This is a genomic window from Acinetobacter silvestris (assembly GCF_002135235.1).
Taxonomy (GTDB): Bacteria; Pseudomonadota; Gammaproteobacteria; order Pseudomonadales; family Moraxellaceae; genus Acinetobacter; species Acinetobacter silvestris.
In genome coordinates this window covers 1-25,428 of the sequence record NZ_NEGB01000008.1, presented here as the reverse complement: position 1 = coordinate 25,428, position 25,428 = coordinate 1, and the positions used below count along the sequence as shown (strand labels likewise).

Sequence of the window (25,428 nt, the reverse complement as noted above, 5' to 3'; positions counted from 1 at the left end):
TGCTTGCTATTTATTGAGTGAACATATGTTCTTTTAGTGAACATTTGTACACTATACTCATTTTTAGCACTCAGTCAACATCTGTACACTGACATTCGTCGTTTAATTTTTATCAATTTTTGATAGACTCATTACAACTTATTTATCTTAGGTATCAGAATGTCGATTCGTGATGAACGTAAACAACAAAGTCGCCAAGCGTTATTGGATGCTGCTTTACGTTTAAGTACCTCAGGTCGATCATTTTCGAGTATCAGTCTGCGTGAAGTTGCCCGTGAAGTCGGTTTAGTTCCCACGGCATTTTATCGACATTTTCAAGATATGGATGAATTGGGTAAAGAATTAGTCGATCAAGTTGCCTTACATTTGCAAACCATTTTACACCAACTCGGACAGGCTTATTTAAACCATCCTGAGACCAAAACCAAAGCTAGCCTAGAACTCTTTTTTTCTGCGGTAGATCAAAATCCTGCACCTTGGATTTTTATGATTGCAGAACGCTGGGGCGGTGCTGAAGTCGTTCGACATGCTATTTCAAGAGAGATTGACTACTTAAATCAGGAATTTACGACTTCTCTAGAAAAGATAGAGAGTGTGCAACATTTTCAAAATATGAATGATTTAAAGGTCTTATCTAATATTTTAATTAATCTCTCGTTTACGTGGGCCATGTCTTGGATTAATTTAGTTCGCCAAACACCGAGCATTGAATTAGAACTCGAAAAAATGGTGTTAAAAAATCAAATAGTCACCCAAATTCAACTCATTTTCCGTGGGATTTCGAATTGGGAAAGACCGACCACTTAGTCCTTGAGCTTATGTATACAATAAAAAACCCGCTTAAAGCGGGTTTTTTATTACTCACATTTATTTAGCAGTACGTTCTTTATTAATTAAATAATCAACCACTTGAGTGACTTTTTCATTTTCACCTTGCACCACATACTTGCCATTAACAACCACGGCTGGCACACCCGATAATTGGTATTGTTGACCTAATTTATTCGATTCAGCAACTTTAGCGGTAATTGCAAATGAATTGTATAAGCTATTAAATTTCGCTTCAGGCACACCATATTGAGTAAAGAATTTGGCTTGCGAAGCCTGATCAAAAATCTGCTGACCACCCTGCACCGCATGGAATAATGGAATATGGCTATACTTACGTACGCCTAATGCTTCAGAAACATAATAACCACGCGCATTTTGTTCCCAGACTTTATTCATCGCAGCCGGTGTACGCACAAAATACACATCTTTCGGAATTTTCTTTAACCAAGTCTGCATGTGTGGTTCAAGTTTGAAACAATGTGGGCAACCGTACCAAAAGAATTCGCGTACTTCAATTTTACCAGGAACAGCAGATTTGCCTGGATTTTGAATAATGGTGTAATCCTTCCCTGCAACATAATCTGCAGCCATCGCCTGTGCTGAAAATGCCATAACCATGGCCGTCATGCTGCTTAAAATAAATTTTTTCATTACGCTTATTGTCCTCTCAATCATTTTGTATAGCTTATGCACTAACTATAAAACAAATATGGGAAATTCGTTTTCCTTCTGTGAAGTTTTTTACGCGATTCATCGCTTTTTTCAGAATTATGGTTACACTAGCACAGCTTGAATTAATTTTTGATTAAAACAAATTACTCAGAGGTGGTGCTTATGTCGAAACTTAATGTTGACCCACAAGAAATTGCTAAATTTGAAGCGCTTGCTGCCTTATGGTGGGATCAGCAATCTGAGTTTCGCCCTTTACACCAAATTAATCCGTTACGTTTAAATTGGATTGATGAACACTCAGGTGGCTTAAGTGGTAAGAAAACTTTAGATGTTGGCTGTGGCGGCGGTATTCTGGCTGAAAGTATGGCACGGCGTGGTGCCCAAGTTTTGGGTATTGATATGGGGGCGGCACCTTTAAATGTGGCGCGCTTACATGCAGAACAAGAAAATGTCAGCAACATTGAGTATCGCCAAGTCCCTGTGGAGCAACTCGCAGAAGAACAAGCTGGGCAGTATGACATTGTGACGTGTATGGAAATGCTTGAACATGTACCCGATCCTGCATCCATCATTCAAGCCTGTCAAAAATTGGTTAAACCCAATGGCCATGTATTTTTTTCGACTATTAATCGCAATCCGAAAGCGTATCTGTTCGCAATTATTGGTGCAGAATATGTACTTCGGCTACTCAAAAAAGGTACACACGACTATCATAAATTCATTAAACCTTCCGAACTTGCCAATGACATTCGCAATTCAGGTTTAACTATGAAAGATATGACGGGTTTACATTACAATCCATTAACCAAACACTATTGGCTTGCGCCAAATGTTGATGTGAACTATATGGTTTATACCGTCAATGCAGGTGTGTAATGAAAGCGGTTCTATTTGATCTTGACGGAACTTTGATTGATACCGCTGCGGATTTTATCCGCATCATTCAAACAATGTGTCGTGAAGAAGGGCGTGAGATTGTCAATGCCGATCTCATTCGAACACAAGTTTCTGAAGGCGCACGTGCCATGGTGAAACTGGTGTATCCAGAGTTGGATGTTGAAGATCCAATTTTTCTCGCTCATCGTCAACGCTTTTTAGACATTTATGGGACGAATATTGCGGTAGATACCGCTCTATTTGACCGAATGCATCCATTGCTTGAAGAATTGGAAACACATGCGATTCCTTGGGGAATCGTGACCAATAAACCCCGTGGATTGAGTGAATCATTGCTCAAAGCGTTACATTTAACCGAACGTTGCGCTGTATTGGTGTGTCCTGAAGATGTCTATAAAACCAAACCAGATCCAGAACCGATGTTCCTTGCAGCCAACCACTTAAAGATTGATGCAAAACAAATTATCTATGTTGGAGATCATCCACGAGATATTGATGCTGGTCGAAACGCTGAAATGTATACGATTCTTGCAGCTTACGGTTATTTACCATTGCAACACAAAGATGACTTAAAGGCATGGCAAGCAGACTGTATAGTAGAAAATGTGACTGAATTACATCAGGTCATTCATAAATTGCTAGATATCAATCTTCCCATGACTTAAATTGAAATTTTAAAACAGCATAACAATTATAGGAGGTCAGCCATGAAATATTCAGAATATCAACCTCGTCCTGACTTATTAAAAGATAAAATTATCTTAATTACTGGTGCAGGAGATGGTATTGGGCGCGCTGCTGCTCTTAGCTATGCACTACACGGCGCAACTGTCGTCTTGCATGGTCGTACTCTAAATAAACTTGAAGTCATTTATGATGAAATTGAAGCCTTAGGCGCACCACAACCTGCGATCTTACCGTTACAACTTTCCACAGCAAGTGCAACCGACTATGAAGTCTTGGCCAATACCTTAGAACAGCAATTCGGACGTTTAGATGGCATATTGCATAATGCGGGAATTTTAGGTGAACGCGTAGAACTGGCGCATTATCCTGAAGAAGTTTGGGATGATGTTATGGCTGTGAATTTAAGAGCGCCCTTTGTTTTAACACAAGCCTTATTACCTTTATTACAAAAATCGGAACATGCCTCTGTGGTTTTCGCAAGTTCAGGTGTAGGCCGAGAAGCTCGCGCGCTCTGGGGTGCTTATTCTGTTTCCAAAGTTGCGATTGAAGCCGTCAGCCAGATTTTTGCTAAAGAGAATACCTATCCCAATATTCGTTATAACTGTATTAATCCAGGTGGTACACGAACTGCAATGCGTGCCAAAGCCTATCCTGATGAAGATCCAAAAACTTTGCCGACCCCAGAAGCGATCTTACCCGCCTATCTATATTTAATGGGCGAAGATAGCTTAAGAATGAATGGTCAGAGTATTGATGCTCAGGATTAAAAATACAGTGTACTGATTTCCTCCCTCTCTCATCTGAGAGGGCTTATGCTAGATCTTTGAAGCTTAATACCTTGCGGTCTCGCCTATAAATCTAAATATCCAATCATTATTATAATATTATTCGGTTTTTCAAATTCAAATATTTCCACTATGCTCAGTTAAGTACTAATTAATTTGAGATACTTCTGATGACTGATTTAAAACGTAAAATGGAAACGATTCAATCGATTCAAGACTTACAATTATCCAATTCCCTCATTCACGCTCTAAATGATGCCAAGCAAGCCCAACATGTGGTTGAAGCGATAGACTGTTTCAAAAATATCACACGACAATGGTATTAATACCAAGACATCCGAGATCCAACCACCGATGCATGGAATTTGCATGAGCTATCTCTAGATTTCATATTTTTTTACAATTTTTTTGAAAAAGATCAAACCACCATTCATCAGCAAAAGCGTTTAAATATAAATACCTCACGACGAAATTCTTTTATCTTTTGCTAAAATATGTTCTTATTATCTCTGCATTTTTAAATGAACTGATGCTTTATCTTCACAGTTTCTCTGCAATTTCACAGTACATTAGTGGTGTAAAAAATAGCATAAATAAACGAGGGCCTAACATGAAAAATATTTTGACTATATTAGCCATTTTTTTCAGTGCATTGCTGACCAGTCATGTTGCCAATGCAGGATCCCATTTTGACAATGAGCGTAACAATGACCGAGGTCATGGTCAAAATTTTAGCGATTTACAACAAGATGAAGACAATATTCATGAACAACGTCGCGAACGTGAAGAGCGTGGTGTACGTCGCCTACAACAACATAAATGGCAAACTGGTTATGTCATGCCGCAACATTATCGTGGCAATAGCTATAAAACCGATTATAAAAACAATAATCTACCGAAACCTTCACGTAATCAGCAATGGTACAAAATCAATAATGACTATATTTTAGTAGATTCAGATAGCAATAATATTGTCGGCATTCGAGGAATGTAAATCATTCTTTATAAAGTAACTTTTTATTGATCAGCTCAAACAACAGTTTGAGCTTTTTTTGCTTTATAACATTCAACTCACTTATTTTCAGCTTAGAAACGATATTTCTCCATGAAATCTTCATACATTTCACAATTCAACTAAATCTCCCTCACCATTTATCTCTAATTGTTGCGTAATTTAATCTCATTGAAGGACAAAAGTTAATTTAAGGTGAGTCACATGAAAAAAGTATTAACTGCTATGGCATTATCGCTCAGTGCTATGATTGCGACGTCAGCAATAGCTGCTCCACAAGATTATCAAGACAACCGCCATTATTCACAGCCAAGTCACTGGAATAATCAATATAATCAGCAAAACAATAATCGCTACGAACATGACCGTTATGATCGTGATCACCGTCGAGTAAACCCAAGTCGTGAATGGCGTACAGGACAATATTTACCGAATCAATTCAGCTCATCTCGCTATCAAATCAATTATAAGAATTACCGCCATTTACCGAAACCAGGAAGATATCAACAATGGTATAAAATCAATGGTGACTATGTCTTGGTAAATGAACGCAACCATCAAATTATTCGAATCGTTGGATAAATCGAGTTCTGAATAAAATTAACCTAGAGATCTAATTTTGATTTGATCGCAAATCTTGACTAGAAAATACCGCTATTTGTCCACCTGCCCTCTTGTACCTTGAGCAAAACATTGGTTTTCTCAAGGTACAAGAGGGCTTTTTTTACATTCACTATTCCGTAATTCTGTTTTTTGTTTAGAATCAGCAGAACACTCCTCGTTTTTCATTGGATTAGGCATGCAAACTGACGCTTTAGAAACAATACACAGCACAACTCAACAGTATGTGCATTGGTTTCGTCATTCTGCACCTTATATCAATGCACATCGTGGTAAAACCTTTGTTCTGATGTTTGGTGGCGAAGCGGTGCAACATGAAAATTTTCAACATATTATTCATGATATCGCTTTACTCCACTCCCTTGGAATTCGCTTAATTTTAGTGCACGGTGCACGCCCACAAATTAATGCCAATCTCCAAGAAAAAGGCATTCAGAGCCCTATTCATATCAATCGTCGAGTGACGACTCGTGAAGCCTTACCCTGTATCATGAATGCAGTCGGTTCAATTCGCTTACAAATTGAAGCGTTATTGTCTATGGGACTCGCCAACTCACCTATGTTTGGTGCTCGTATTGACGTTGTCTCTGGAAATTTTGTCACTGCAAAACCCTATGGCATCCGTGATGGAGTCAATTTTCAACTTACCGGTGAAGTTCGCAGTATTGATACCGAAGCGATTCAACGCCATTTAGATAATCATAATATTGTGGTCTTAGGCGCAACTGGTTATTCCACTACTGGCGAAGTCTTTAATCTTCTTGCCGAAGAGGTCGCCACCAAAACGGCGATTCATCTTAAAGCCGATAAGTTAATTTTCTTAGGTCAACAACAAGGCTTATTAGATGAACATGGGCAGTTACTGCGTGAAATTACCCCACAGCAACTCGATCAGCACATTACGCAACATCAAAATTCTCATTTTGAAATTGCCTTACATCTACACAATGCCAAAGAAGCCTCATTAAAAGGTGTGCATCGTGTGCATTTACTTTCTTATGCCTATGATGGTGCTTTAATTGAAGAATTGTTTACCCGAGATGGTCATGGCACCATGATCACAGATGCACATTATGAAGAAGTCCGTATGGCCAATATTGGTGATGTCGGTGGTTTGATGAACTTACTTCGCCCACTCGAAGAAGAAGGGATTCTCGTTTATCGTTCACGAGAGCGCTTAGAAAGTGAAATTGAACAGTTTGCGGTTATTGAGCGCGATGGAACCATTTTAGCGTGTGCTGCGTTGTACCCAATTCCTACAGCAACAAATGAAATCCAATCCGCAGAAATCGCCTGTGTTGCTGTACATCCAAGTTATCGAAAGTCTAATCGTGGCAGCCAAATTTTGTATTTCTTAGAAGAAAAAGCACATCACATGGGCATTCAACAGCTGTTTGTGCTGACGACACGTACAGCACATTGGTTCTTAGAACATGGTTTTATCAGTGCAAGTGTCGATGATCTTCCAGAAGCACGTCAGGCTTTATACAACTATCAGCGTAATTCAATGGTGTTTAAAAAATTGATTTAAGGCTCAACTCAGCCTCGATCATTCGCTCAATTTCTATTAAACAGCTATGCAATTCAGCCCTGAAAGCCAATATAGGGATTGCTTTAGAAAATCCCTATATCTCTATTTTTCTCATTCATATTTTTAAATAAAGTTCCGTTTCACGTGGAACTTAGAGCTCTACATCAATGTCGGTGTATTGGTTGTTAGTTGGAGTCGCTGTAGCGAGTAAAAATACCCTGTTATTTTTTATTGCCGATTTAGAACCACCAAACAACATTCAAATTAAATTTAACTCTTTAAGAGTATTTTGTTAAAAAATGATGGTAGATCAAATTTAGGTTCTGCTCCAACACCCTCACCACTTGACGTGAAAAAGTATTCGAAAAATGTAAATAAGCGCTTTAAAATCAAACAATAAATGAGGATTTTGAATGGACATCACTCTTACTTTCAATCCATTACACTCGTTTAAATAAAAATAATCTGTTCTTTATTGAATAATATGTAATCTCGTCTATTATTTTAAAATTCTATTCTCTTATTTTAGCTTGCTTAAATTAACTGCTAAAATTTTGAATGCATTAAATCCTAAAATGCAATTAGGCCAATACAATATGGATTATCGGAATAATTATAAAATATTGTGATCACCTGTGCACAAATCAAACATTTTACCGTACAATTTAAGACTCCCTTTAAATGCAATTTCATAAGATGGAACAAAAAAAGAGTACTCAAAAAAGACAGCAACTTTTGGCTGCTGCATTAGATGTATTTTCACTCTACGGTTTTAATGGCGCCAGTTTAGATGAAATAGCGCAACTTGCAGATATGCATAAATCTAATATTTTCTATTATTATGAAAATAAAGAAGCACTATATGTCGAAGTATTAACCACTGTCATGCAAAAATGGCTTGCCCCTTTACAAATGCTGGAATCTGAATTAGAGCCTGCTGAAGCGCTTAGTCATTATTTAATGATCAAAATTGAAATTTCACGGACACAGCCTAAAGCATCTAAACTGTTTGCTTTAGAAATAATTCAAGGTGCCCCACATATTTTGCCAATATTAAAAGGCCCGTTGAAAAAACTATTTAAACGTAAAGCAAAAGTCATTTTAAATTGGCAAGTGCAAGGGAAAATTTCCGACCAAATTGACGCTGAATTATTGATCCTAAATATTTGGGGATTAACACAAAATTATGCCGATTTTAGTACCCAGATGGAAATGGTGACTGGTAAAACTTTAAAAAATCGTAGCATGTATCAACGTGCTGTTGAACATACCATTCACATGCTTTTATATGGAATTTTACCGCGTACTTAATTAAATTTGCACACTTCTCATCTCAAATAAATGATCACTTTAAAGCATTTATTTTGGCATACGGCCATAATTAACTATGGTCGCCAAACTAAAAATAGAGAGACTCAGATACTTTCTTATAAACTCTTATAGAGTACTAATAACTTCTGAGCGCCTAATAATAAATTGGCTTCCCAATCTAAATGTGCAGTGTCGTTTGCACCATCGGTAATATATTTTACCGATACCAAACGTACACCAAGCTTTTTACAGACCTTCGCGATGGCATAGCCTTCCATATCCACCAAATTACAATCGACTTTGGGTATCCCCGTTTCAAAGCTATCCCCTGTACCACAAATTCCTTGAGGAAGATGTTTAAAATAAGGTTCAAGGTCTATGCCACTTGGATAATCATGATCCATGGGCGTCACGCCTACTGCAAAACCGAGTGGAGACACATCCATATCACGCTGGACAAAACGACTGACTTCAACCAATTCGTGTGCATTAAATCTAGAACTGCCTGCTGTGCCTAAATTCAATAATGTTTTACAGCCAGTTTTTTGAATGACATCAAATGCTTTAAATGCAGCATTTACTTTGCCAATACCGCTATAGTGAACATTGATATGTTCTTGTTCAAATAAACCTTTAGATTCATTGGGCAATGCCATCATTAAAGCTAAATCATGTTTCATACATTGAGCATCTTAAAAACTTGCCAATATTAAAATCTAAAAACTAAAATCGTGCAAATGCGAGATATAAAAAATCCTCCTTTTTCAAAGGAGGATTTTGGCTGATTAAACGCTTATTGTTTTTCTAATAAATTTTTTAAACAGGGAGAGAAAAATAAATGACCTGCATACATCCCAAGCAAGGTTTTACGCATAACGATGACCCAAAGCATCATGAGAATTGCTGCGAAAGCTAAAGCAATATGTTGTAAAAACTGAGCATTCATCTGCTGTGCAAGATTTAAAATTGCGAGGGTAAATACGCCCAATGGGAAAGTCAGCCCCCACCAACCCAAATTAAAAGGTAAACCTTTTTTGGCATGGCTAAATGTCGTAAAGACCGCAATTGCAAACCACCACATACCAAAACCTAGCAAAATAAAGCTACACATGATGCCGGCATTTTTAAAGAAGACCCCTAAACTTTCCAAGCCAAATACTTGTAAAACATGCGGAGCTTGGGCACCGAGAACCAATAAAGCCAAAGCACCAGTACCAATTGGACCTAAAGCTAACCATCCAGTAATGGCTAATTCTTTACTCGGCAATTGATGTAATGCTAAACGCAACATCAAAATCGTCAGGATAGCAAAGGCAGGAATGACAGACATGCCCCATAACATATAGCTACCGAGTAAAATAGCCAAAGCCTGTTGATCTATAGCAAGGTGCTGTAATAACAAACCACCTGACGTTGCTGCGACTTCACAAGCAACAATCGGTAATAACCACATTGCAGTCATACTGTGCAACTGATGTTCCTGACGACTATACATACAAAATGGAACACCAACACCAATTACAACGGCTAAAACAACATCCACATACCAAAGTACTTGTGCAATATGGATCGCCATATCACCATATACAGGTAGACCAAACTTTAACAAGCCATTGATTACTGTCGCCAATCCCATCGGAATAGCACCTAAAAACAAGCCCATGGTTGGATGGGAAAAAATCTGCTTTGCTTCTTGAGGATAGAGAAACCAACGGAGAAGATAGAGCAACGTGAATGCTATAAATAAGAGCGTATTGAATTGCCATAAGCCTGTCGCCAATTGCATCAAGAATGTATGCGCAAATGGAAACTCAGGTAAAATTAATGCCACAACACCAGTCCCCATCGTCACAGTAAACCAATTTGGGGTAAACTGACGGATCACATCACGGGTCTGGGCTAACTGATACAATGGCTTTTTCATTGCTTGAATCCTCATAAAAGCAGATAAACGCATTATAGAATGCCACACTAATAAGTAAAATTGATTTATATTTATAAAATGAATCAATATTATTTATATGTGAATTTATTGATAGAATTTTTTTGGGTAAAAACACAACAACAAGACGAAATTGTGAGATTATGGCAATATATCCTTTCAAATTTTAAGCTTATTTTGAAATCATGAAGCTGTTACGTCTAAATGCTTTAGCGAAAAACTTACAATTGCCAAAAACTGCGGTGACAATTGGCAATTTTGATGGTGTCCATTTGGGGCACCAAGCCATGATTTCGCAGTTAAAAGAACTTGCTGCAGCGCAAGACTTAAAAACTTTAGTCATGATTTTTGAACCACAGCCTTTGGAATTTTTTAAAGGATATGCTGCCCCACCACGCATTAGCTCGCTCAGAGAAAAAGTTGAATATTTGACTGAATTGGGTGTGGACTATATTGCGATTGCAAAATTTAATAATGAATTCCGCAGCTTAAGTGCTGAGAGCTTTGCCAATATTCTCAAAAATAAACTCAATACCCAAAGCTTAGTCCTAGGCGATGACTTTCACTTTGGCAAAGACCGTCAAGGCAATAGTCAATTTCTAAAACAATATGGTTTTCAAGTCACCAACTTAAATACCGTAGAATTTGATGCTGAACGGGTCAGCTCGACTCGGATTCGCCAAGTCTTACAAGCCGGTGATTTACAACTGGCAGCAAAACTATTGGGTCGCCCCTATAGCATGATTGGTCGAGTACAATATGGCGATCAAATTGGTCGTACCTTAAATTTCCCCACCATTAATGTTCGTTTAGGTCGCCATAAACCCTGTTTAAATGGTATTTATGCAACCGAAGTTGTCTGCGAAACGACTTCACTCACAGCAAAAGTTAAACAAGATAATGCTACTCAATTGGGTGTCGCTGGTTATCAAACAGATAGCTTATTTGGTGCGGGTCATGTTGGAACACGTCCTGCGATTAAACAAGAACATCCAGAATGGAGATTAGAAGTTCATTTTCCTGATGTTTCTGCTAATCTGTATGGTCTGTTAATGCGAGTCACATTCTTACACTATTTGCATGGTGAAAAGAATTACCCTTCGCTAGAGGCACTTCAAACTGGAATTGATGATGATGTTGTGAAACTACTTGAGTTTCGTAAAAACACGCCCAAATTTCCTTTTTAACTCATATTTTTATTGTAAAACGCGTCAGCAATCGTGCTGATAATATTGGATGAAAACTTGCATGAGCGATAAGCAAACTCCTGAAAATGCAGTGGATTACAAAGCCACGCTAAACCTCCCAGGTACTGAATTTGCAATGAAAGCAAATCTCGCAGTACGTGAAGCAAAATGGTTAGAGGAGTGGTATGCCGACAACATTTATCAGCAGATTCGTGCGTCGCGTATTGGCAAGAAAAAATATGTGCTTCACGATGGCCCTCCATATGCCAATGGTCAAATCCATTTAGGCCACGCAGTTAATAAAGTTCTTAAAGACATTATTATTAAAAGCCGTGTGATGGATGGTTTTGATGCGCCATACGTACCAGGTTGGGACTGTCACGGTTTACCGATCGAGCTGAAAGTTGAAGAGAAAGTCGGTAAAGTTGGCGTAAAAGTTGACGCATCAACTTTCCGTAAAGCTTGCCGTGAATACGCTTATACACAAATCGAATTACAGAAAAAAGATTTTGTGCGTATGGGTGTGTTTGGTGATTGGGACAACCCTTACTTAACGATGAATTTCAAACAAGAAGCCGACATCGTACGTTCATTGGGCGAAATCCAAAAACAAGGTTATATTCAACCGGGTCTAAAACCAGTGAACTGGTGTATGGACTGTGGTTCAGCATTAGCTGAAGCAGAAGTTGAATATGAAGATAAAAAATCAGATGCGATTGATGTTGGTTTTGGCATTGTCGATTTACATGATTTATCCTCACGCTTAGCGATTGAAGTGACCAATCCTACTGACATTGTGATTTGGACAACGACGCCTTGGACACTACCTGCGAACCAAGCTGTTGCTCTACATGCTGAAATTGAATACCAATTGGTAGAAGTGCAAACTGAACGTGGTGCTCAGAACTTAATCTTAGCCAAAGATTTAGTAGCTTCTGCATGTGAACGCTATCAATTAGAAAGTCCGAAAGTTTTGGCTGATTTTGTCGGTACAACACTTGAAAATATTCAATTACAACATCCTCTTCTGGCTGAGCGTCAAGTGCCTATCATTTTAGGTGAGCATGTGATTGCAACCAGTGGTACTGGTGCTGTACATACAGCACCTGGGCATGGTGTAGACGATTATAAAGTTGGCTTACTGTATAACTTAAAAGTCGACAATCCAGTCGGTGGTAATGGGGTGTATTTACCCACTGCACCCATTTTTGCCGGTGAACACATCTATAAAGCCAATCCACAGATTATTACAGCTTTAAGCGAAACAAATAAACTTTGGGCACATATCCCCATTCGTCATAGCTATCCACATTGCTGGCGTCATAAAACACCAATTATCTTCCGTGCGACCCCACAATGGTTCATTAGCATGGATGAAAAAGGTTTACGCCAAGATGCTTTAAATGCCATTGAACATGACATCAGTTTTGTCCCAGATTGGGGTAAAAACCGTATTGCATCAATGATCGAAGGTCGTCCAGACTGGTGTATTTCACGTCAACGTACTTGGGGTGTGCCAATTCCATTCTTCGTACATAAAGACACCAATGAATTACACCCTCGTACGCCTGAATTGATCGAAGAAGTGGCTAAACTGATCGAACAAGAAGGTATTGATGGTTGGTTCAACCGTGAAGCCAAAGATTTCATTGGTGCTGATGCTGAACAGTATAATGCGATTCGTGACACGCTTGACGTTTGGTTTGACTCAGGTACAACGCATCACGCAGTGCTTCGTCAACGTGAAGAGCTCACTGATCCTGCTGATCTTTACCTTGAAGGTTCTGATCAACACCGTGGTTGGTTCCAATCGTCGTTATTAACCTCAATTGCCATCAATAAACGTGCGCCATATAAAGGCCTACTTACGCATGGTTTCGTGGTCGATGAGAAAGGCCGTAAGATGTCTAAATCATTGGGTAATATCATTGCACCTCAAGATATCATTAAAGATATGGGTGCAGATGGCTTACGTTTCTGGATTGCATCTGCTGATTACCGTTATGAAATGACCGCGGGTAAAGAAATCTTTAACCGTGCATCTGATGGTTACCGTCGTATTCGTAATACTTTACGTTTCTTACTCGCAAATTTAAATGGTTTCCAACCATCGACAGATGCACTTCCTATCGATCAAATGATTGCTTTAGATCAATACATTTTACAGCGTGCTTCAGAAGTACAGAAAACCATTCAACAGGCCTATGAAGATATGAACTTCCATATCGTCACTACGTCGTTGACTAACTTCTGTATTAATGATTTAGGTGGTTTCTACTTAGACATTATTAAAGATCGTCAGTACACCACTAAAGCAGATTCTCAAGCACGTCATTCTGCACAAACAGCGTTGTATCACTTGGTACAAGCTTTTGTGCGTTGGATGGCTCCAATATTGACCTTTACTGCACAAGAGGCTTGGCCGTTAATTCCGGGCCAGACCGAGAAATATGTATTTACCACAGAATGGTATGACATTCCTGTAGCATCTACAGCAAACTTAATTTCAGAAGCAGATTGGCAAACCATGATTGCGGTGAAATCTGCAGTCAATAAGCAAATTGAAACTGCACGTAATGCTAAATTGATTGGTTCAAACCTGTCTGCCAAAGTTGAACTTTGGGCCAATTCAGAGCTTAAAACTGTACTTGACCAACTTGAAAATGAACTACGTTTTGTCCTGATTACCTCAACTGTTGTTGTTCATGCATTTGATGCTGCGCAAGGTGAAGTAACTGATCTTGAAGGCTTACGCGTTAAAGTATCTGCTGCGGAAGGTGAGAAATGTGCGCGTTGTTGGCATGTTCTTCCAGATGTAAATACACACGCTGCACACTCAGGCTTATGTGCACGTTGTATTATCAACCTTCCTACAGGCCAAGGTGAAGAGAGAAAATATGCCTAAAACTCAAAAGGGCTTATTCCACTTCTATCCACACAACCTTATTTGGCTTGGACTTTCAGTCCTTGCCATTGTGTTGGATCAATGGACCAAATGGATTGCAAGTACCCATCTGACTTATGCAGACCCAGTACCAGTAATGCCCTTTTTAAATTGGACATTACTGCATAACTATGGTGCGGCCTTTAGTTTCTTATCTGATGCTGGCGGCTGGCAACATTATTTATTTACCGGTTTAGCAGGTATAGTATCTATCATTTTTATTTTTTGGCTGATGCGTATGCCAAAGAACATGTTGATTTTACCTGCTGCAATTGCACTAATTTTAGGTGGTGCTGTAGGTAACTTAATTGATCGTGTTACTTTAGGTTATGTCGTCGATTTTATTCATGTGTTTTACCAAAACCACCACTTCCCTGCATTTAATATTGCGGATAGTGCGATTACACTTGGTACCATTTTATTGTTAATTGATACCTTCTTTTTAGAAAAGAAACGTATTCAAAGTGCGGAAGCGCAAAATGACTGAAATTATAAATCCCAATGATGAAACCCGCGTTGCGGAAGGTTCAAAAGTAGACTTACATTTCTCTGTCGCCATTGAAAATGGTGTCGAGATTGATAATACTCGCAGCCGTGAAGAACCTGTTAGCCTTGTGATGGGTGATGGTAGTTTACTGCCTGGCTTTGAAAAAGCACTTTTTGGTTTACGCGCAGGCGATCGTCGTACTGTAAGTCTTCCTCCCGAAGATGCTTTTGGCCCTTGGAATGCTGAAAATATTCAAAAATTCGACACCATTAAATTTGAGCAGCGTCCAATTGTTGGTCATATGATTGAATTTGAAGATAAAGCCAAATCTAGCTTATTTGGTGTGGTTAAATCGATTAATGATGATATTACTGAAGTGGACTTTAACCATCCATTAGCGGGTAAAAACATTACTTTTGAAGTTGAAATTTTCAAAGTAACACCTGCTGGTCAACAAGGCGTTAAGTTCCTATAACCATCTGTATTCATACTCTAAAATAGCTCCTACGGGAGCTATTTTTATGCCATGTGCAGATACAAATCCATCATATTTTATCCATAATATTCATATTAACTTAAACACATAACTTTAAATATAAAGGTTTAAAAAGTGAAAATATACATCATTGTTGGAAGTATCCGTGAAGGACGAGTCGCCATCAAAATTGCCGATTGGCTCTATAAACAAATAAAACAACTTGGATTTAGCACCGTAGATGTCGAAATTATCGATTTAAAAGTCTGGGATTTACCTTTTTTTGCAGGGAAAAACTCTCCTGCAACTGGAATTTATGATCAACCCAAACAACAAGATTGGGCTGATAAAATTACCTTAGGCGATGCTTTTATTTTTGTTACACCTGAATATAATCACGGCTATAGCCCTGTACTCAAAAATGCCCTAGATTATATTTATAAAGAGTGGCAAGGCAAACCCGCTGCATTTGTCAGCTATGGTGGAACCAACGGTTCACGCTCTATAGACCAACTTAAGCAAGTCTGTACATTTATTGGCATGATTGATTCAAATGCGGTCATTGAAATACGAGATATTTTTAGTCGTACTAAAGACTATACCTTTGAAGGAAATGAATTTGATAACAAAGCCATTCAATCGGTGATTCATAAACTCATTCAATATGCTAATGCCTAACATGTACGCTTAAGCGTACAAGGCATGCTGACATTAACGTATATCTACGAGTTAGAAAATTTATTATGATTAAATTATCAAGGAACAGGATGTTTCTTAACATAAAACAATAATGATAAGTGATATGCAGGACGCAAGGTACGACAGGAGTTATACCTCAGGTAATGAATATAAAAAAAGCCTCGACAGGATGTCGGGGCTTTTTTCATGATCTTAGAATTTACTTAAAAAATTTTTCGACTTTTTCCCAAAAAAATATTTTTGAGGAAGATAAAATTCACCATGATCGTCAGAAACTGTATCTGTCTCTTTAAGAGTTAAAATACAAAAACCTTTTTCCTCAGTTTAGATAACTTGCATCAATTACAATGCTATATATCCTTTTATTCATTCAAGCTTTATTCGGCTCAATACACTTCTTTTCATTTGGATCATTTTTTTAAATCACTAGAATCATTAAATATTTCATGATCACTTCCTATCTGTTGTTATTAAGATAGTTGAGGTCTATGTCAGAATATTTTCCCACAATTTTTTTCTTTAAACTTAATTTTGCCCAATCGTTAAAACCTGATTCGCAATACATTTACAACCACATGATAAGGGCGAATTATGCTGTGCCGCAGATTTACCCATCACAAGCATATGATTATTCCCCGTAATAATCGTAGAAATACATTGGTGCTTAGGACAAGTTGCCTTATCACCAACACAAGCAATTGCCTTATTATCTATCAAAAATGTTTGATTTGCCGAAATCACTTTGCCGCCACCAGTCGTAGCACACCCAATTGTTATATATGGAGTTGCCATAATTTAATCCTTCTTCTTTTAGTAAATTGGATTGAACATTTATAAAACTTCAAATTCAATACGTCGGTTTTTCTTACGTCCTTCTTCAGTTGCATTATCAGCGACTGGTTTACTTGCCCCCATCCCTGCTGTGCTTAAACGTGTAGCGATAATACCTTTCGCAATCAAATATTTTTTCACAGCTTCTGCACGTTCTTGGCTGAGTTTAATATTTTTTTCTGGATTACCCTGACTATCAGTATGTCCAATAACTTTTACATTTTTGCCTTGGACTTTATTTAAGGCAATCACCATTTCATCTAAAATTTGAGTACCCGCAGGTAATAAAATGGCATTGCCTGATGCAAACTCAATAATTCGATTCTTTAAAGCATTATCTACCACAGCTTGTTCAGCCGCATTCACGGATAATTGTGAATTAAATTGATACGGTGATTGTACTAAAGTTTGAAAAAATGCTGTTGTAGGCTGGATATCATTTTGATTCCCCATTTTACCGATTAAATCGACCTGAGTTCCACGAACTGAAAGTTTCCCTTGTGTCACTTTTTTTAAATCAGGGGTAATTACTCGAGTGACTGATTCACTCCATCCATTTGGTGCCGCAACAGAACGAATCTGGATTTTATCAACCACTTGATCGTTACCATAAACTGAACGTAACTTGGCTAAAATAGCTTGTTTACTGGCATCATTGGGTACAACCCCCTCCACCACAATAGGCTCGGCAAAACTAAAAGTACTGAAACCTATTCCAATCAATAAAGCGACTAACTGAAAATTGGTAAATTTTTTCTGTCTTTTTTTCATCATTATTCTTCTATAAAAGTCTGTCGGAACAATTTTATACCTTGCTTCAAGCTCAATTGCCTTTCGCATAATGCCTGTTCAAATGCTGCTAGACCTGCATTTTGCTCTAAGTATTTATCAATCCATTGTGCCTGAGTCAAAGAGACCCAATGTTCATTATCCATACTCTGTGTAAAAATATCACTCAAGGCTAGAATATCTGCACCTTGGAATCCAAACAGTAAAACTGGGGTATCTGTATGCAAGATACCAATCAACGCTTCTGTATTATGTTTCGATAAAAAACGCCCGATTAAGCTGACCCAAAATGCAGCTATTTCATAACAATAATTGGGATTATTAATCGGTAAAATCAGAACTTTATTGAGCTTACTGGTACCATGTTGAATAATCGGTTGTAATAACAAGCCCAAGCCAATCATGCTCTGTGCGAGCTCATAGCTACTCATTTTTAAAAGTTGAGCAAATGAATGCATCGTGTGATTTTCAAAAAATCCCTGACTACGAGATGCACTTAGAACCTGTATTTCATTACTCATTTTACTTAACTTATCGAGTAAAATATCTGGTTCTCGAATACTTCGGATTACCCGATTTTTTTGTAATAAATCAATCAAAACCATCTTATAGGTATAAGGCGCATAGAGTAGATTCTGTAATGGTGAATCTACCTCTAACAAATGGCTTAAGACCATCGGAAACTGTCGGCCAGAACTATCTTCACTGGTGATTAAGTTTGCCACCAAAAACATATGCTCTTTCGGATTGGCAATAAAAAAATCAAGTGATGGTAAGGTCCGATAGGCATCATTAAACTTAGTTTGACGCATGGCATGATCCAAAGCTTCAGTAATCCACTGATCAATCACTTGAATCAAGGCATACTGACCTTTGGTTTTTAGAAAATCACCCCATGCAGGGCTTTTCCCATAATATAACGGTGTCGTCTTTAATAATTGCATATAGCTCTCCTTTGCACAGAATCAATTACTTTCATCATGGTGCAACCTTAGCGACATTATTTGCAGTATTACTCGTCGTAGCCACCGTCAATGATGATTGAACAGGTACAGCTGGTGTATTTTGAAGTGTAGGCGCTTGTTGTGCAGCAACCACGCGAGCCGCTTTATTGGTGGTTATTTTATCAACCAATTGCAACCCAGAATAACCTCGAGATGAACCCACTGAACCGCCACTATTTCCGCTAATCAGACGGAAATTGACTTTAACAGCTAAAGCAGGATTTTGTTTACTCAACCAAGTCATTTCAAAATTTCCATTTGCAGGTTTACGCTGTGCAGAATCAATCAAACGGTTAATTCCATATTCACCAGGTTCATCAAAAATGGTATGCGTTTGCCCTTCTAAATCGACCACTGTGATACGAGCGCCTGGAATTGAACCGGTATTTGGCCAAATAAAATTCACCCATTGTTGTATGCCATTTTCAAAGACCATACGCTGCCCATCAATATCAATCGTATAGGAGAGTAATTGTGGATTTGGTAATGGGTAAAATTGGAAATTGGATTGATTGGCTGCCACGGGAGCCGATGAAGGTTGATTCAAATCACCTGTTGCAACGCCATTGGCTGGCGCAACATAATTTTGGAAATTCATTACAAACTGTGGATTCAAACTAACACCCAAATCTTTCCACGTTTTTGAGGTCAGGGTATAACCACGGCGAATAATCAATGGGTCAAGATTTTCTTTAACGAAACGGGCGACACTGCCACTTTCACCTAAAATTTGTCCAATTTCATTACTTGTGGCTTGAATCGTAGCCGACGAGTTAAATGGATATTTTTGGCCTAAAGTTTGGTTAAACGGTTGATAAGCCTGCATCATCCAAAGTTTATTGATTTCATCTTGAGCTGGTGTAATGAGGCTCTCAAAAGACTGTGTGAGAGGACTCACTAAAAGTTTCTGGATGGTTTGCTGATCAAGTTCATTTAAGCCAACAGTTAACTTTTCATCGACCATTTTCTGCGTCGTATTAAATACTGATGTTTGTTCATTAATGGTTTGCTTGGCTAAAGCTAGAGCACTTGGACCAATATCCCCAGCACTCTTCAAATCATTAAACTTACTTCGGACTTGCGATAAATTCTGCAAGTATTCATCTAATAAAGATTTGTTTTGCTGATCATCGCGCTTACGTACCAATTGATAGAAAACTTGGAACTCTTGCGAAATTGGACCTTGTGCCTGTGTTGCAGCCTTTTGTGCTGCATCGGCCTTACCTTGACCTAAAACTTTTTGTTTAAACCAAGCCATAAACCCCGTTTGAGGTGCTGCCAACTCAGCTTGAACAACAGGATTATCCCAACTGGTTTCTTTTGCTACTCGATCCAATAAAGTTCGAATTGGTGAATTTTGTGGTTCACCTAATACTTCGATAACTTTTGCTTGTTGAGCAAAATCCGTACCTTTCGCATAGTGCACTCCATTTAAGAACTTTTTCCATTCCACAATGTATTCTTGTTTATACAGCTGTGTCAGTTGCTTCCGAATCTGATCTGGGCTACCACTAAACGTTAAATCATCAGATTGTGAGCTATTCAAGACCCAGTCTTTGGTATCTGTTGGTTTATTTGCAGCTTCATCAATCGCGTTAGCAATATAATCATCCCAAGCTTTTTGTGAAAAAACTCCCGGTAATGCATAACCACCCAATACTGTTGTTCGGTTAGCTTCCCCAACTATTTGTGCGACCGTCACCGCAGGGAAACGCACAGCAGCACGCATTTTAATTTCATTATAAACACGGTCACGCGCTGGCATACCACGAATCACTGAAAGTAAAACTTGGCGCATCTGATCAACCATTTGTGCATCGGACTCAAGTACCGGAAATGTTTTGTCATTTGCCAGTGTCATTGAATAAGATAATATTTTTTCACCTTTTTGAATCATTTCCCCACGTGGCATTTGTCCACGATTAGCATCTAGCCATGAACGCCAAAAACGTGTCACCTGATCACTCAAATGGCTGGCATCCATATACTGTGGATTACTCAGCATTAAATAAGCTTTCAAGGCGTTATAGGCATCTTGAGGATTGCTATCTAGAGGTTCGGTTGCAACTTGATTTGAAGCAGTTTGTTTAACTTCAACATTAATATGATTTTGTTTTAATACATCCTGATTATTTTTCACACGCTGTAAATATTGCGCAATATTTTGCTGAGTCGGTGCCAAAACAACTTGTTTAACCCCATTTAAATATTCTCTTTTTAACTTATCGCGTAATTCATTGCCGTGATATAAACCAAAACTAAATTTTAATGGACGATGTTGATCAAAATCATCCAGTTGTTCCAAACGCTGTTGCAAAATTAACAATGCATCCAGTTGAGTCGATAATTCCTGACCAGATGCTTGGTCCATTTGTACTACTTTATTTAAATCTGCCTGTACATCTGCAATCAGTTGTTGATTATTACGATATGACCACACCCATAGCCCCAAAATAATTGAAACACCTAGTAATGTCGCAATAAAGGCTAAATAATGCTGACGTTTTTTCGCAGGATTAATATGCTGTTTGACCAGATTTTTATCTTTTAAAATAACGTCTGAAAATAGCCCTTTTAAAAAATAACCATGATCCTGAGATACTGAATGTTGCGGAATACCATGTTCACTATTTGGAATTTTTACAAGATGGAATTCATCCGCAATTTGCTCAGTCATCGGACTTTCAATTACACCTTCTTGCACAGCACTGGTAAAGTAAAATCCACGGAAAACTGGTTTAAATTGATATGGGTTTTCCTCAAATAAAGTTCCAATAAAGGTTTTAAGTGCTGGCTTTAAGGTTTTAAATTCGAGTGGGAATGTCATCACACTGGGAGAAATATTTTTGGCATGACGGCGACTCAAATGAGTTGTGCTTACACCTTTTAAGCCATCATATAAAATATTGTAATGTTGTTCAAAAAGCGCTGTGGCATTTTGTGAGGAGTCTTGATCGTAGGGAATGGTTGCCCCCCAAACTTGATCAAATTCTTGGTCATCATAACATTCAAAAAACTCAGTAAAACCAGCAATTAAGTCCATTTTTGAAAACACTAAATAAACTGGTGAAAAAATCTCTAAGCGCTCTGTTAAATCTTGAATTCGCGCACGTAAATTTTTTGCCAATTTCAATGATTTTTCAGGGCTTTGACTCACTAGCTCCGCAATACTAACAATCACAATTAAGCCATTAATCGGTGCTTTCGAGCGATTTTTTTTGAGTAAGTTTAAAAACCCTAACCATTCGGAATGATCTTCGCTATAAACCGAATACCGTCCTGCCGTGTCTAATAACACACCTTCTGTTGAAAAAAACCAATCACAGTTACGCGTCCCACTTAAACCCGCTGAAACCATTTTTTGATGGGTTTCTTCAAACGGAAATTTCAAGCCTGAATTATAAATGGCTGAGCTTTTACCCGCTGCAGGATTACCAATGACCATATACCAAGGTAATTCGTAGAGTGCTGCACTACCCTTCTTATCTCCCAGTTTTGATTTACGAATGAGTTGAATTGAATCCTTCATCTGCTGGTTAATCAGCTGTAATTCGTCTTTATCTTTTTGTTTACCATATTCGGCTTCAGTATCTTTGGTTATTGCCTCAACCAGCTCTTCACCTTGTTGTGCATGACGCTTACGTTGAATAAACCAATAAATAGCATAAATGATTATGCCCAAAACATATACGGCAACGAGTGCCCAAAAGTATTGTCGTGGAATAACGTTATACGATGACACCAGTGCAACACATAATGATAGTGCAATAATTGCCTTTGGATTGGTCACGTACTGCCATAAATAACCTAAAATTGTGTACATTAGCGTCTCTTCTTATTTTTTAAAATCTGTAAACTCATCATCACTCGGAAAACTCTGCGCCAATGAAAACTTGTGTTTGAGCATAATCAGCGGTAAAGACCATAGCAAACATATCTTCTGGAAAATTCATTCCTAGCATAAATCCAAAAATTTTGGCTAAATGTTGAGTATGTCCTAGCCCTAACTGACTAAATAAATAATGATGTGCTTCTATCGATGATTGAGAAAAATTGTGCTCTATCTTTTTAAGTACTTTTATATCTGCTGGGTGATCTAAAATCAGCACAAAGGGTTTTTCAGCTTCATATTGAGCCAACTCTTGCAGCTTTAATGCATCTAACCCGTCGAATATATGCTTGGTATTGAGTGCAATACGCAATGATTTTATAGCTTGTAAAGCTTGAACGTGAACATCTGGTGCAGCCAATAAACAACTACTAATAAATTCAGCGGGAATATAGTGTTCAGTCATCCAGTTTTTTTCATCCAAGACATCCTGATCAATTTCAGAATCAACACAGAGCATCAAGGAAACTTCAGCAACTTGCATCTGTACTTGCTTAACCAAACCTAGCCATTCCCAATAGGCGGTTTCTTGCCCCCAGTAATGATATTCAATATGAATATGTTGCGGAATCATGCCCAGTTCGAATAAATATTCTTTAATTTTTTCAGAGTTCGTCGCTTCATCCCAGATATGTAGTAAGTTTGCCGAGACAATAATAAAAATGCTCAGCAAGGTTCCAATCATCATCTTCAGCATTTTATGCTGCCCCTAATAATGCATAACATGTTTCATCATTATTCTTTATTACTTGAGGCATTAGAAAAGCACCTTGCCCTAACCCATCAATTACCAAATTTAATTAAACAGGTTCCATTACTCAATATTCAACCTTATTACTCATTATTAGATTACGAAAATTTTTTATACCAACAAAATAATCGCCTCAAAAATCACGATGGAGCTGATGAAATTAATAGCTCGCTACAAATGGAGCAGTTCGAACAAGCCTTATTTAATACTTCAAAGAGTTTTCAATATCAAAATTATCAACATTTTAATGAAATACTAAACCATTGGAATACCCTAAAACAGGTTCTTGATTTACTGATGGAACTCGAAGCACCGAGTTTTGCAAACATCGACTCTCAATTAGAAAATATTCAAAAAGCTTTAAAGAAAATATATAAAGCAGAAACGTTTGGCAGCAACATTCAACCAGAAACTGAGCAAAATATTCCGTTAGTTGCTCAACCATTGACATCCTTAATGAATACTCAAAGCCAGCACTCATTCCAACCCCAACCGCAAAGTCACTTGCAAAATCGTGAACAAGCGATGAATGTTTTACAAGAAATTGCTGATTATTTTCAAGCAAATGAACCGCATAGTCCCGTCAGTTATATGCTGCAAAAAACGATTAAATGGAACCAAATGCCATTACACGAGTGGTTAGGTCAAGTTATTCAAAATGAAAATCCTTTAGAGTCTGTTCAGGAATTATTAGGTGTACAACAAAATAGTAATGAATCTAACGGATGGTAATTATTGATGTTTAATGCAGAAAAAATTCTTTGGGGTGAAGGCTTATTTTTAAGACCTCAACACTTTCAACTTCAAGATACCTATCACGAACAGCGTTTAAGTCAAACTATTCGTGCCACTATTCCATTTTCTTATGGCGTAGAAAAAATCCGTTTTGATGAAACACAACTGAGTACCCATGTCCTCGCTTTAGAATGCATCGAAATGATCTGGCAAGATGGTGAAATCTATACAGCACCTTCTCGTGACTTACTGCCAGAACCGGTACAACTTGATGATCTCCATTTACGTGGAGAAATACAGATCTATTTGGCCTTACCCATTTTACAAGCCAACAAAAAAAATGTGGCTGATGAGGATGCACGGCAGCCCAGTCGATATCATTCTTATCTCAATGAAACGCATGATCTTTTTACAGATGCCTCCCCTGCTGAGATTACTCAGTTGAGACGACGTGCTGCATTTAAATTATTAGACATCAACTCTGATCCAAATCATGATTTAGATGGTTTTTTATATTTACCCATCGGAAAAATTAAACGACAAAGCTCAGGCAGTTTTGAACTGGATTATAAATTCATTCCGCCTATCGGAGTCCTGAACGCCAAACACGCTTATCTGGCAATACTGCAACCACTTTAGCAAAAGCCTATCAAAGTTATCATCAATTTGGTCTCGCTGCCGATGTTGCATTTAAGCGTAATGGAAAAGTTGTTATTTCAGAACGAGATCCATGGGCATGGCAAGGTTATAAACTCTATGGTGAAGTTGCGGAATCTGTCGGTTTAACATGGGGTGGGCGTTGGATAAAAATTCATGATTATGGGCATACCGAATTTCGAATACCTGGTTTAAGAAAAAATAAAGAGTCCGCTGATCAGCTTATTGCTGAGGCTCAAGGCCAAGAACAACTTATGGCCAATAATATTAAGTGATTACTGTGCAATTATTATCTATTGTGGTGCTAGAATTGTTATATTTTAACCTCTAGAAAACAATAAGTTTTCCAACTTAAAAAGCCATCATCATTTTGCGCATTAGGAAGTGGAGAAGTTACCCTAAAGAATCCCATTTCCATCCTCATATTCATCACCTTTTCTTATTCCCAACTTCCGTACATATTTCCCATAAAAAAACACCCCAACTGTTAAGTTGGGGTGTTTTTAGAATTAATGAGCTGGCGATGACTTACTCTCACATGGGTAACCCCACACTACCATCAGCGCTAAGAGGTTTCACTTCTGAGTTCGGGAAGGGATCAGGTGGTTCACTCTTGCTATTGTCGCCAGCACAACTGTTTATGCTTACTCGCCAAGGTCTTATTGAATGCCTAGCTTTCGTCAAATGAGTT

The 25,428-nt window shown here is 38.1% G+C and carries 22 protein-coding genes, 1 rRNA gene and 3 pseudogenes; 17 read left to right on the top strand and 9 right to left on the bottom strand.

What is annotated here, in order from left to right; genetic code table 11:
* The first annotated feature begins 159 nt into the window (after window positions 1-159).
* On the top strand, window positions 160-807 hold the full coding sequence (locus tag B9T28_RS12555; RefSeq protein WP_086204333.1) for a TetR family transcriptional regulator: 648 nt from the start codon (window positions 160-162) through the stop codon (window positions 805-807).
* Window positions 808-867: 60 nt separating this feature from the next.
* Here the strand turns inward: B9T28_RS12555 and B9T28_RS12550 are convergent, their stop codons facing one another.
* Window positions 868-1,482: a thiol:disulfide interchange protein DsbA/DsbL gene (locus B9T28_RS12550; protein ID WP_086204332.1), complete on the bottom strand. Its 615-nt coding sequence runs from the start codon at window positions 1,480-1,482 to the stop codon at window positions 868-870.
* 183 nt (window positions 1,483-1,665) lie between these two features.
* Between B9T28_RS12550 and ubiG the strand changes: the two genes are divergently transcribed.
* The 8 genes from ubiG to B9T28_RS12515 all read left to right on the top strand — a co-directional run bounded on the left by ubiG (window position 1,666) and on the right by B9T28_RS12515 (window position 8,347).
* Window positions 1,666-2,379 (top strand): bifunctional 2-polyprenyl-6-hydroxyphenol methylase/3-demethylubiquinol 3-O-methyltransferase UbiG, encoded by a 714-nt coding sequence (gene ubiG / locus B9T28_RS12545; protein WP_086204331.1) that lies wholly within the window; start codon window positions 1,666-1,668, stop codon window positions 2,377-2,379.
* Window positions 2,379-3,065 carry an HAD family hydrolase gene (locus B9T28_RS12540; protein ID WP_086204330.1) on the top strand — a complete coding sequence of 229 codons (687 nt, stop codon included), beginning with the start codon at window positions 2,379-2,381 and terminating at the stop codon, window positions 3,063-3,065. The genes ubiG and B9T28_RS12540 overlap by 1 nt, the downstream gene beginning before the upstream one ends.
* 42 nt (window positions 3,066-3,107) lie before the next feature.
* Window positions 3,108-3,854, top strand: coding sequence for a YciK family oxidoreductase (locus tag B9T28_RS12535; protein ID WP_086204329.1), 747 nt, complete (start codon window positions 3,108-3,110; stop codon window positions 3,852-3,854).
* 188 nt (window positions 3,855-4,042) lie between these two features.
* The gene (locus B9T28_RS14905) at window positions 4,043-4,198 is read left to right on the top strand and encodes a hypothetical protein (RefSeq protein WP_171263518.1); all 156 of its coding nucleotides are present in this window, start codon (window positions 4,043-4,045) and stop codon (window positions 4,196-4,198) included.
* Between the two features lie 284 nt (window positions 4,199-4,482).
* On the top strand, window positions 4,483-4,866 hold the full coding sequence (locus tag B9T28_RS12530) for an RcnB family protein (RefSeq protein WP_086204328.1): 384 nt from the start codon (window positions 4,483-4,485) through the stop codon (window positions 4,864-4,866).
* Between the two features lie 222 nt (window positions 4,867-5,088).
* Complete coding sequence (locus B9T28_RS12525; protein WP_086204327.1) at window positions 5,089-5,466, top strand: RcnB family protein; 378 nt, start codon at window positions 5,089-5,091, stop codon at window positions 5,464-5,466.
* 217 nt (window positions 5,467-5,683) lie between these two features.
* On the top strand, window positions 5,684-7,036 hold the full coding sequence (gene argA, locus B9T28_RS12520) for an amino-acid N-acetyltransferase (protein ID WP_086204326.1): 1,353 nt from the start codon (window positions 5,684-5,686) through the stop codon (window positions 7,034-7,036).
* Between the two features lie 681 nt (window positions 7,037-7,717).
* The gene (locus tag B9T28_RS12515) at window positions 7,718-8,347 is read left to right on the top strand and encodes a TetR/AcrR family transcriptional regulator (RefSeq protein ID WP_171263517.1); all 630 of its coding nucleotides are present in this window, start codon (window positions 7,718-7,720) and stop codon (window positions 8,345-8,347) included.
* Window positions 8,348-8,463: 116 nt separating this feature from the next.
* Here B9T28_RS12515 and B9T28_RS12510 read toward each other — a convergent pair whose 3' ends face one another.
* Both B9T28_RS12510 and B9T28_RS12505 read right to left on the bottom strand, forming a co-directional pair.
* The gene (locus B9T28_RS12510) at window positions 8,464-9,027 is read right to left on the bottom strand and encodes a 5'-methylthioadenosine/S-adenosylhomocysteine nucleosidase family protein (protein WP_086204324.1); all 564 of its coding nucleotides are present in this window, start codon (window positions 9,025-9,027) and stop codon (window positions 8,464-8,466) included.
* 113 nt (window positions 9,028-9,140) lie between these two features.
* Window positions 9,141-10,271 carry a TDT family transporter gene (locus B9T28_RS12505; RefSeq protein WP_086204418.1) on the bottom strand — a complete coding sequence of 377 codons (1,131 nt, stop codon included), beginning with the start codon at window positions 10,269-10,271 and terminating at the stop codon, window positions 9,141-9,143.
* Between the two features lie 203 nt (window positions 10,272-10,474).
* On the opposite strand from B9T28_RS12505, the gene ribF reads away from it, so the two are divergent.
* The 5 genes from ribF (at window position 10,475) to B9T28_RS12480 (ending at window position 16,060) form a co-directional block, all read left to right on the top strand.
* Window positions 10,475-11,476 carry a riboflavin biosynthesis protein RibF gene (ribF, locus tag B9T28_RS12500; RefSeq protein WP_086204323.1) on the top strand — a complete coding sequence of 334 codons (1,002 nt, stop codon included), beginning with the start codon at window positions 10,475-10,477 and terminating at the stop codon, window positions 11,474-11,476.
* 61 nt (window positions 11,477-11,537) lie between these two features.
* Window positions 11,538-14,381, top strand: a complete 2,844-nt coding sequence (gene ileS / locus B9T28_RS12495) for an isoleucine--tRNA ligase (RefSeq protein ID WP_086204322.1) — start codon at window positions 11,538-11,540, stop codon at window positions 14,379-14,381.
* Window positions 14,374-14,907, top strand: a complete 534-nt coding sequence (gene lspA, locus B9T28_RS12490) for a signal peptidase II (protein WP_086204321.1) — start codon at window positions 14,374-14,376, stop codon at window positions 14,905-14,907. The genes ileS and lspA overlap by 8 nt, the downstream gene beginning before the upstream one ends.
* Complete coding sequence (locus tag B9T28_RS12485) at window positions 14,900-15,382, top strand: FKBP-type peptidyl-prolyl cis-trans isomerase (RefSeq protein ID WP_086204320.1); 483 nt, start codon at window positions 14,900-14,902, stop codon at window positions 15,380-15,382. Before lspA ends, B9T28_RS12485 begins: the two co-directional genes overlap by 8 nt.
* 135 nt (window positions 15,383-15,517) lie before the next feature.
* Complete coding sequence (locus B9T28_RS12480; protein ID WP_086204319.1) at window positions 15,518-16,060, top strand: NADPH-dependent FMN reductase; 543 nt, start codon at window positions 15,518-15,520, stop codon at window positions 16,058-16,060.
* A 546-nt stretch (window positions 16,061-16,606) separates the two neighbouring features.
* On the opposite strand, the gene B9T28_RS12475 is transcribed toward B9T28_RS12480, so the two are convergent.
* From B9T28_RS12475 to B9T28_RS12455, 5 genes are read right to left on the bottom strand one after another with little or no spacing between them, the layout of a single operon-like run.
* Complete coding sequence (locus tag B9T28_RS12475) at window positions 16,607-16,873, bottom strand: PAAR domain-containing protein (protein ID WP_086204318.1); 267 nt, start codon at window positions 16,871-16,873, stop codon at window positions 16,607-16,609.
* 39 nt (window positions 16,874-16,912) lie between these two features.
* Window positions 16,913-17,686, bottom strand: coding sequence for an OmpA family protein (locus tag B9T28_RS12470; protein WP_086204317.1), 774 nt, complete (start codon window positions 17,684-17,686; stop codon window positions 16,913-16,915).
* A complete protein-coding gene (gene tagF / locus B9T28_RS12465) occupies window positions 17,686-18,645 on the bottom strand; it encodes a type VI secretion system-associated protein TagF (RefSeq protein WP_086204316.1) in 960 nt (319 codons plus the stop codon). Before tagF ends, B9T28_RS12470 begins: the two co-directional genes overlap by 1 nt.
* Window positions 18,646-18,679: 34 nt before the next feature.
* Window positions 18,680-22,528: a type VI secretion system membrane subunit TssM gene (gene tssM, locus B9T28_RS12460; RefSeq protein WP_086204315.1), complete on the bottom strand. Its 3,849-nt coding sequence runs from the start codon at window positions 22,526-22,528 to the stop codon at window positions 18,680-18,682.
* A gap of 40 nt (window positions 22,529-22,568) precedes the next feature.
* Window positions 22,569-23,291, bottom strand: a complete 723-nt coding sequence (locus B9T28_RS12455; RefSeq protein WP_086204314.1) for a hypothetical protein — start codon at window positions 23,289-23,291, stop codon at window positions 22,569-22,571.
* 78 nt (window positions 23,292-23,369) lie between these two features.
* On the opposite strand from B9T28_RS12455, the pseudogene tssA reads away from it, so the two are divergent.
* From tssA to B9T28_RS12440, 3 pseudogenes are all read left to right on the top strand, one after another.
* A pseudogene (gene tssA / locus B9T28_RS12450) lies at window positions 23,370-24,077 on the top strand (type VI secretion system protein TssA); the annotation flags it as partial.
* 6 nt (window positions 24,078-24,083) lie between these two features.
* Window positions 24,084-24,710 (top strand): annotated as a pseudogene (gene tssK, locus B9T28_RS12445) (type VI secretion system baseplate subunit TssK); the annotation flags it as partial.
* Window positions 24,665-25,012: pseudogene (locus tag B9T28_RS12440) on the top strand (M15 family metallopeptidase); the annotation flags it as partial. The pseudogenes tssK and B9T28_RS12440, both read left to right, overlap by 46 nt.
* Window positions 25,013-25,252: 240 nt before the next feature.
* Here the strand turns inward: B9T28_RS12440 and rrf are convergent.
* Window positions 25,253-25,367 (bottom strand): 5S ribosomal RNA (rrf, locus tag B9T28_RS12435).
* Between the last annotated feature and the right edge of the window lie 61 nt (window positions 25,368-25,428).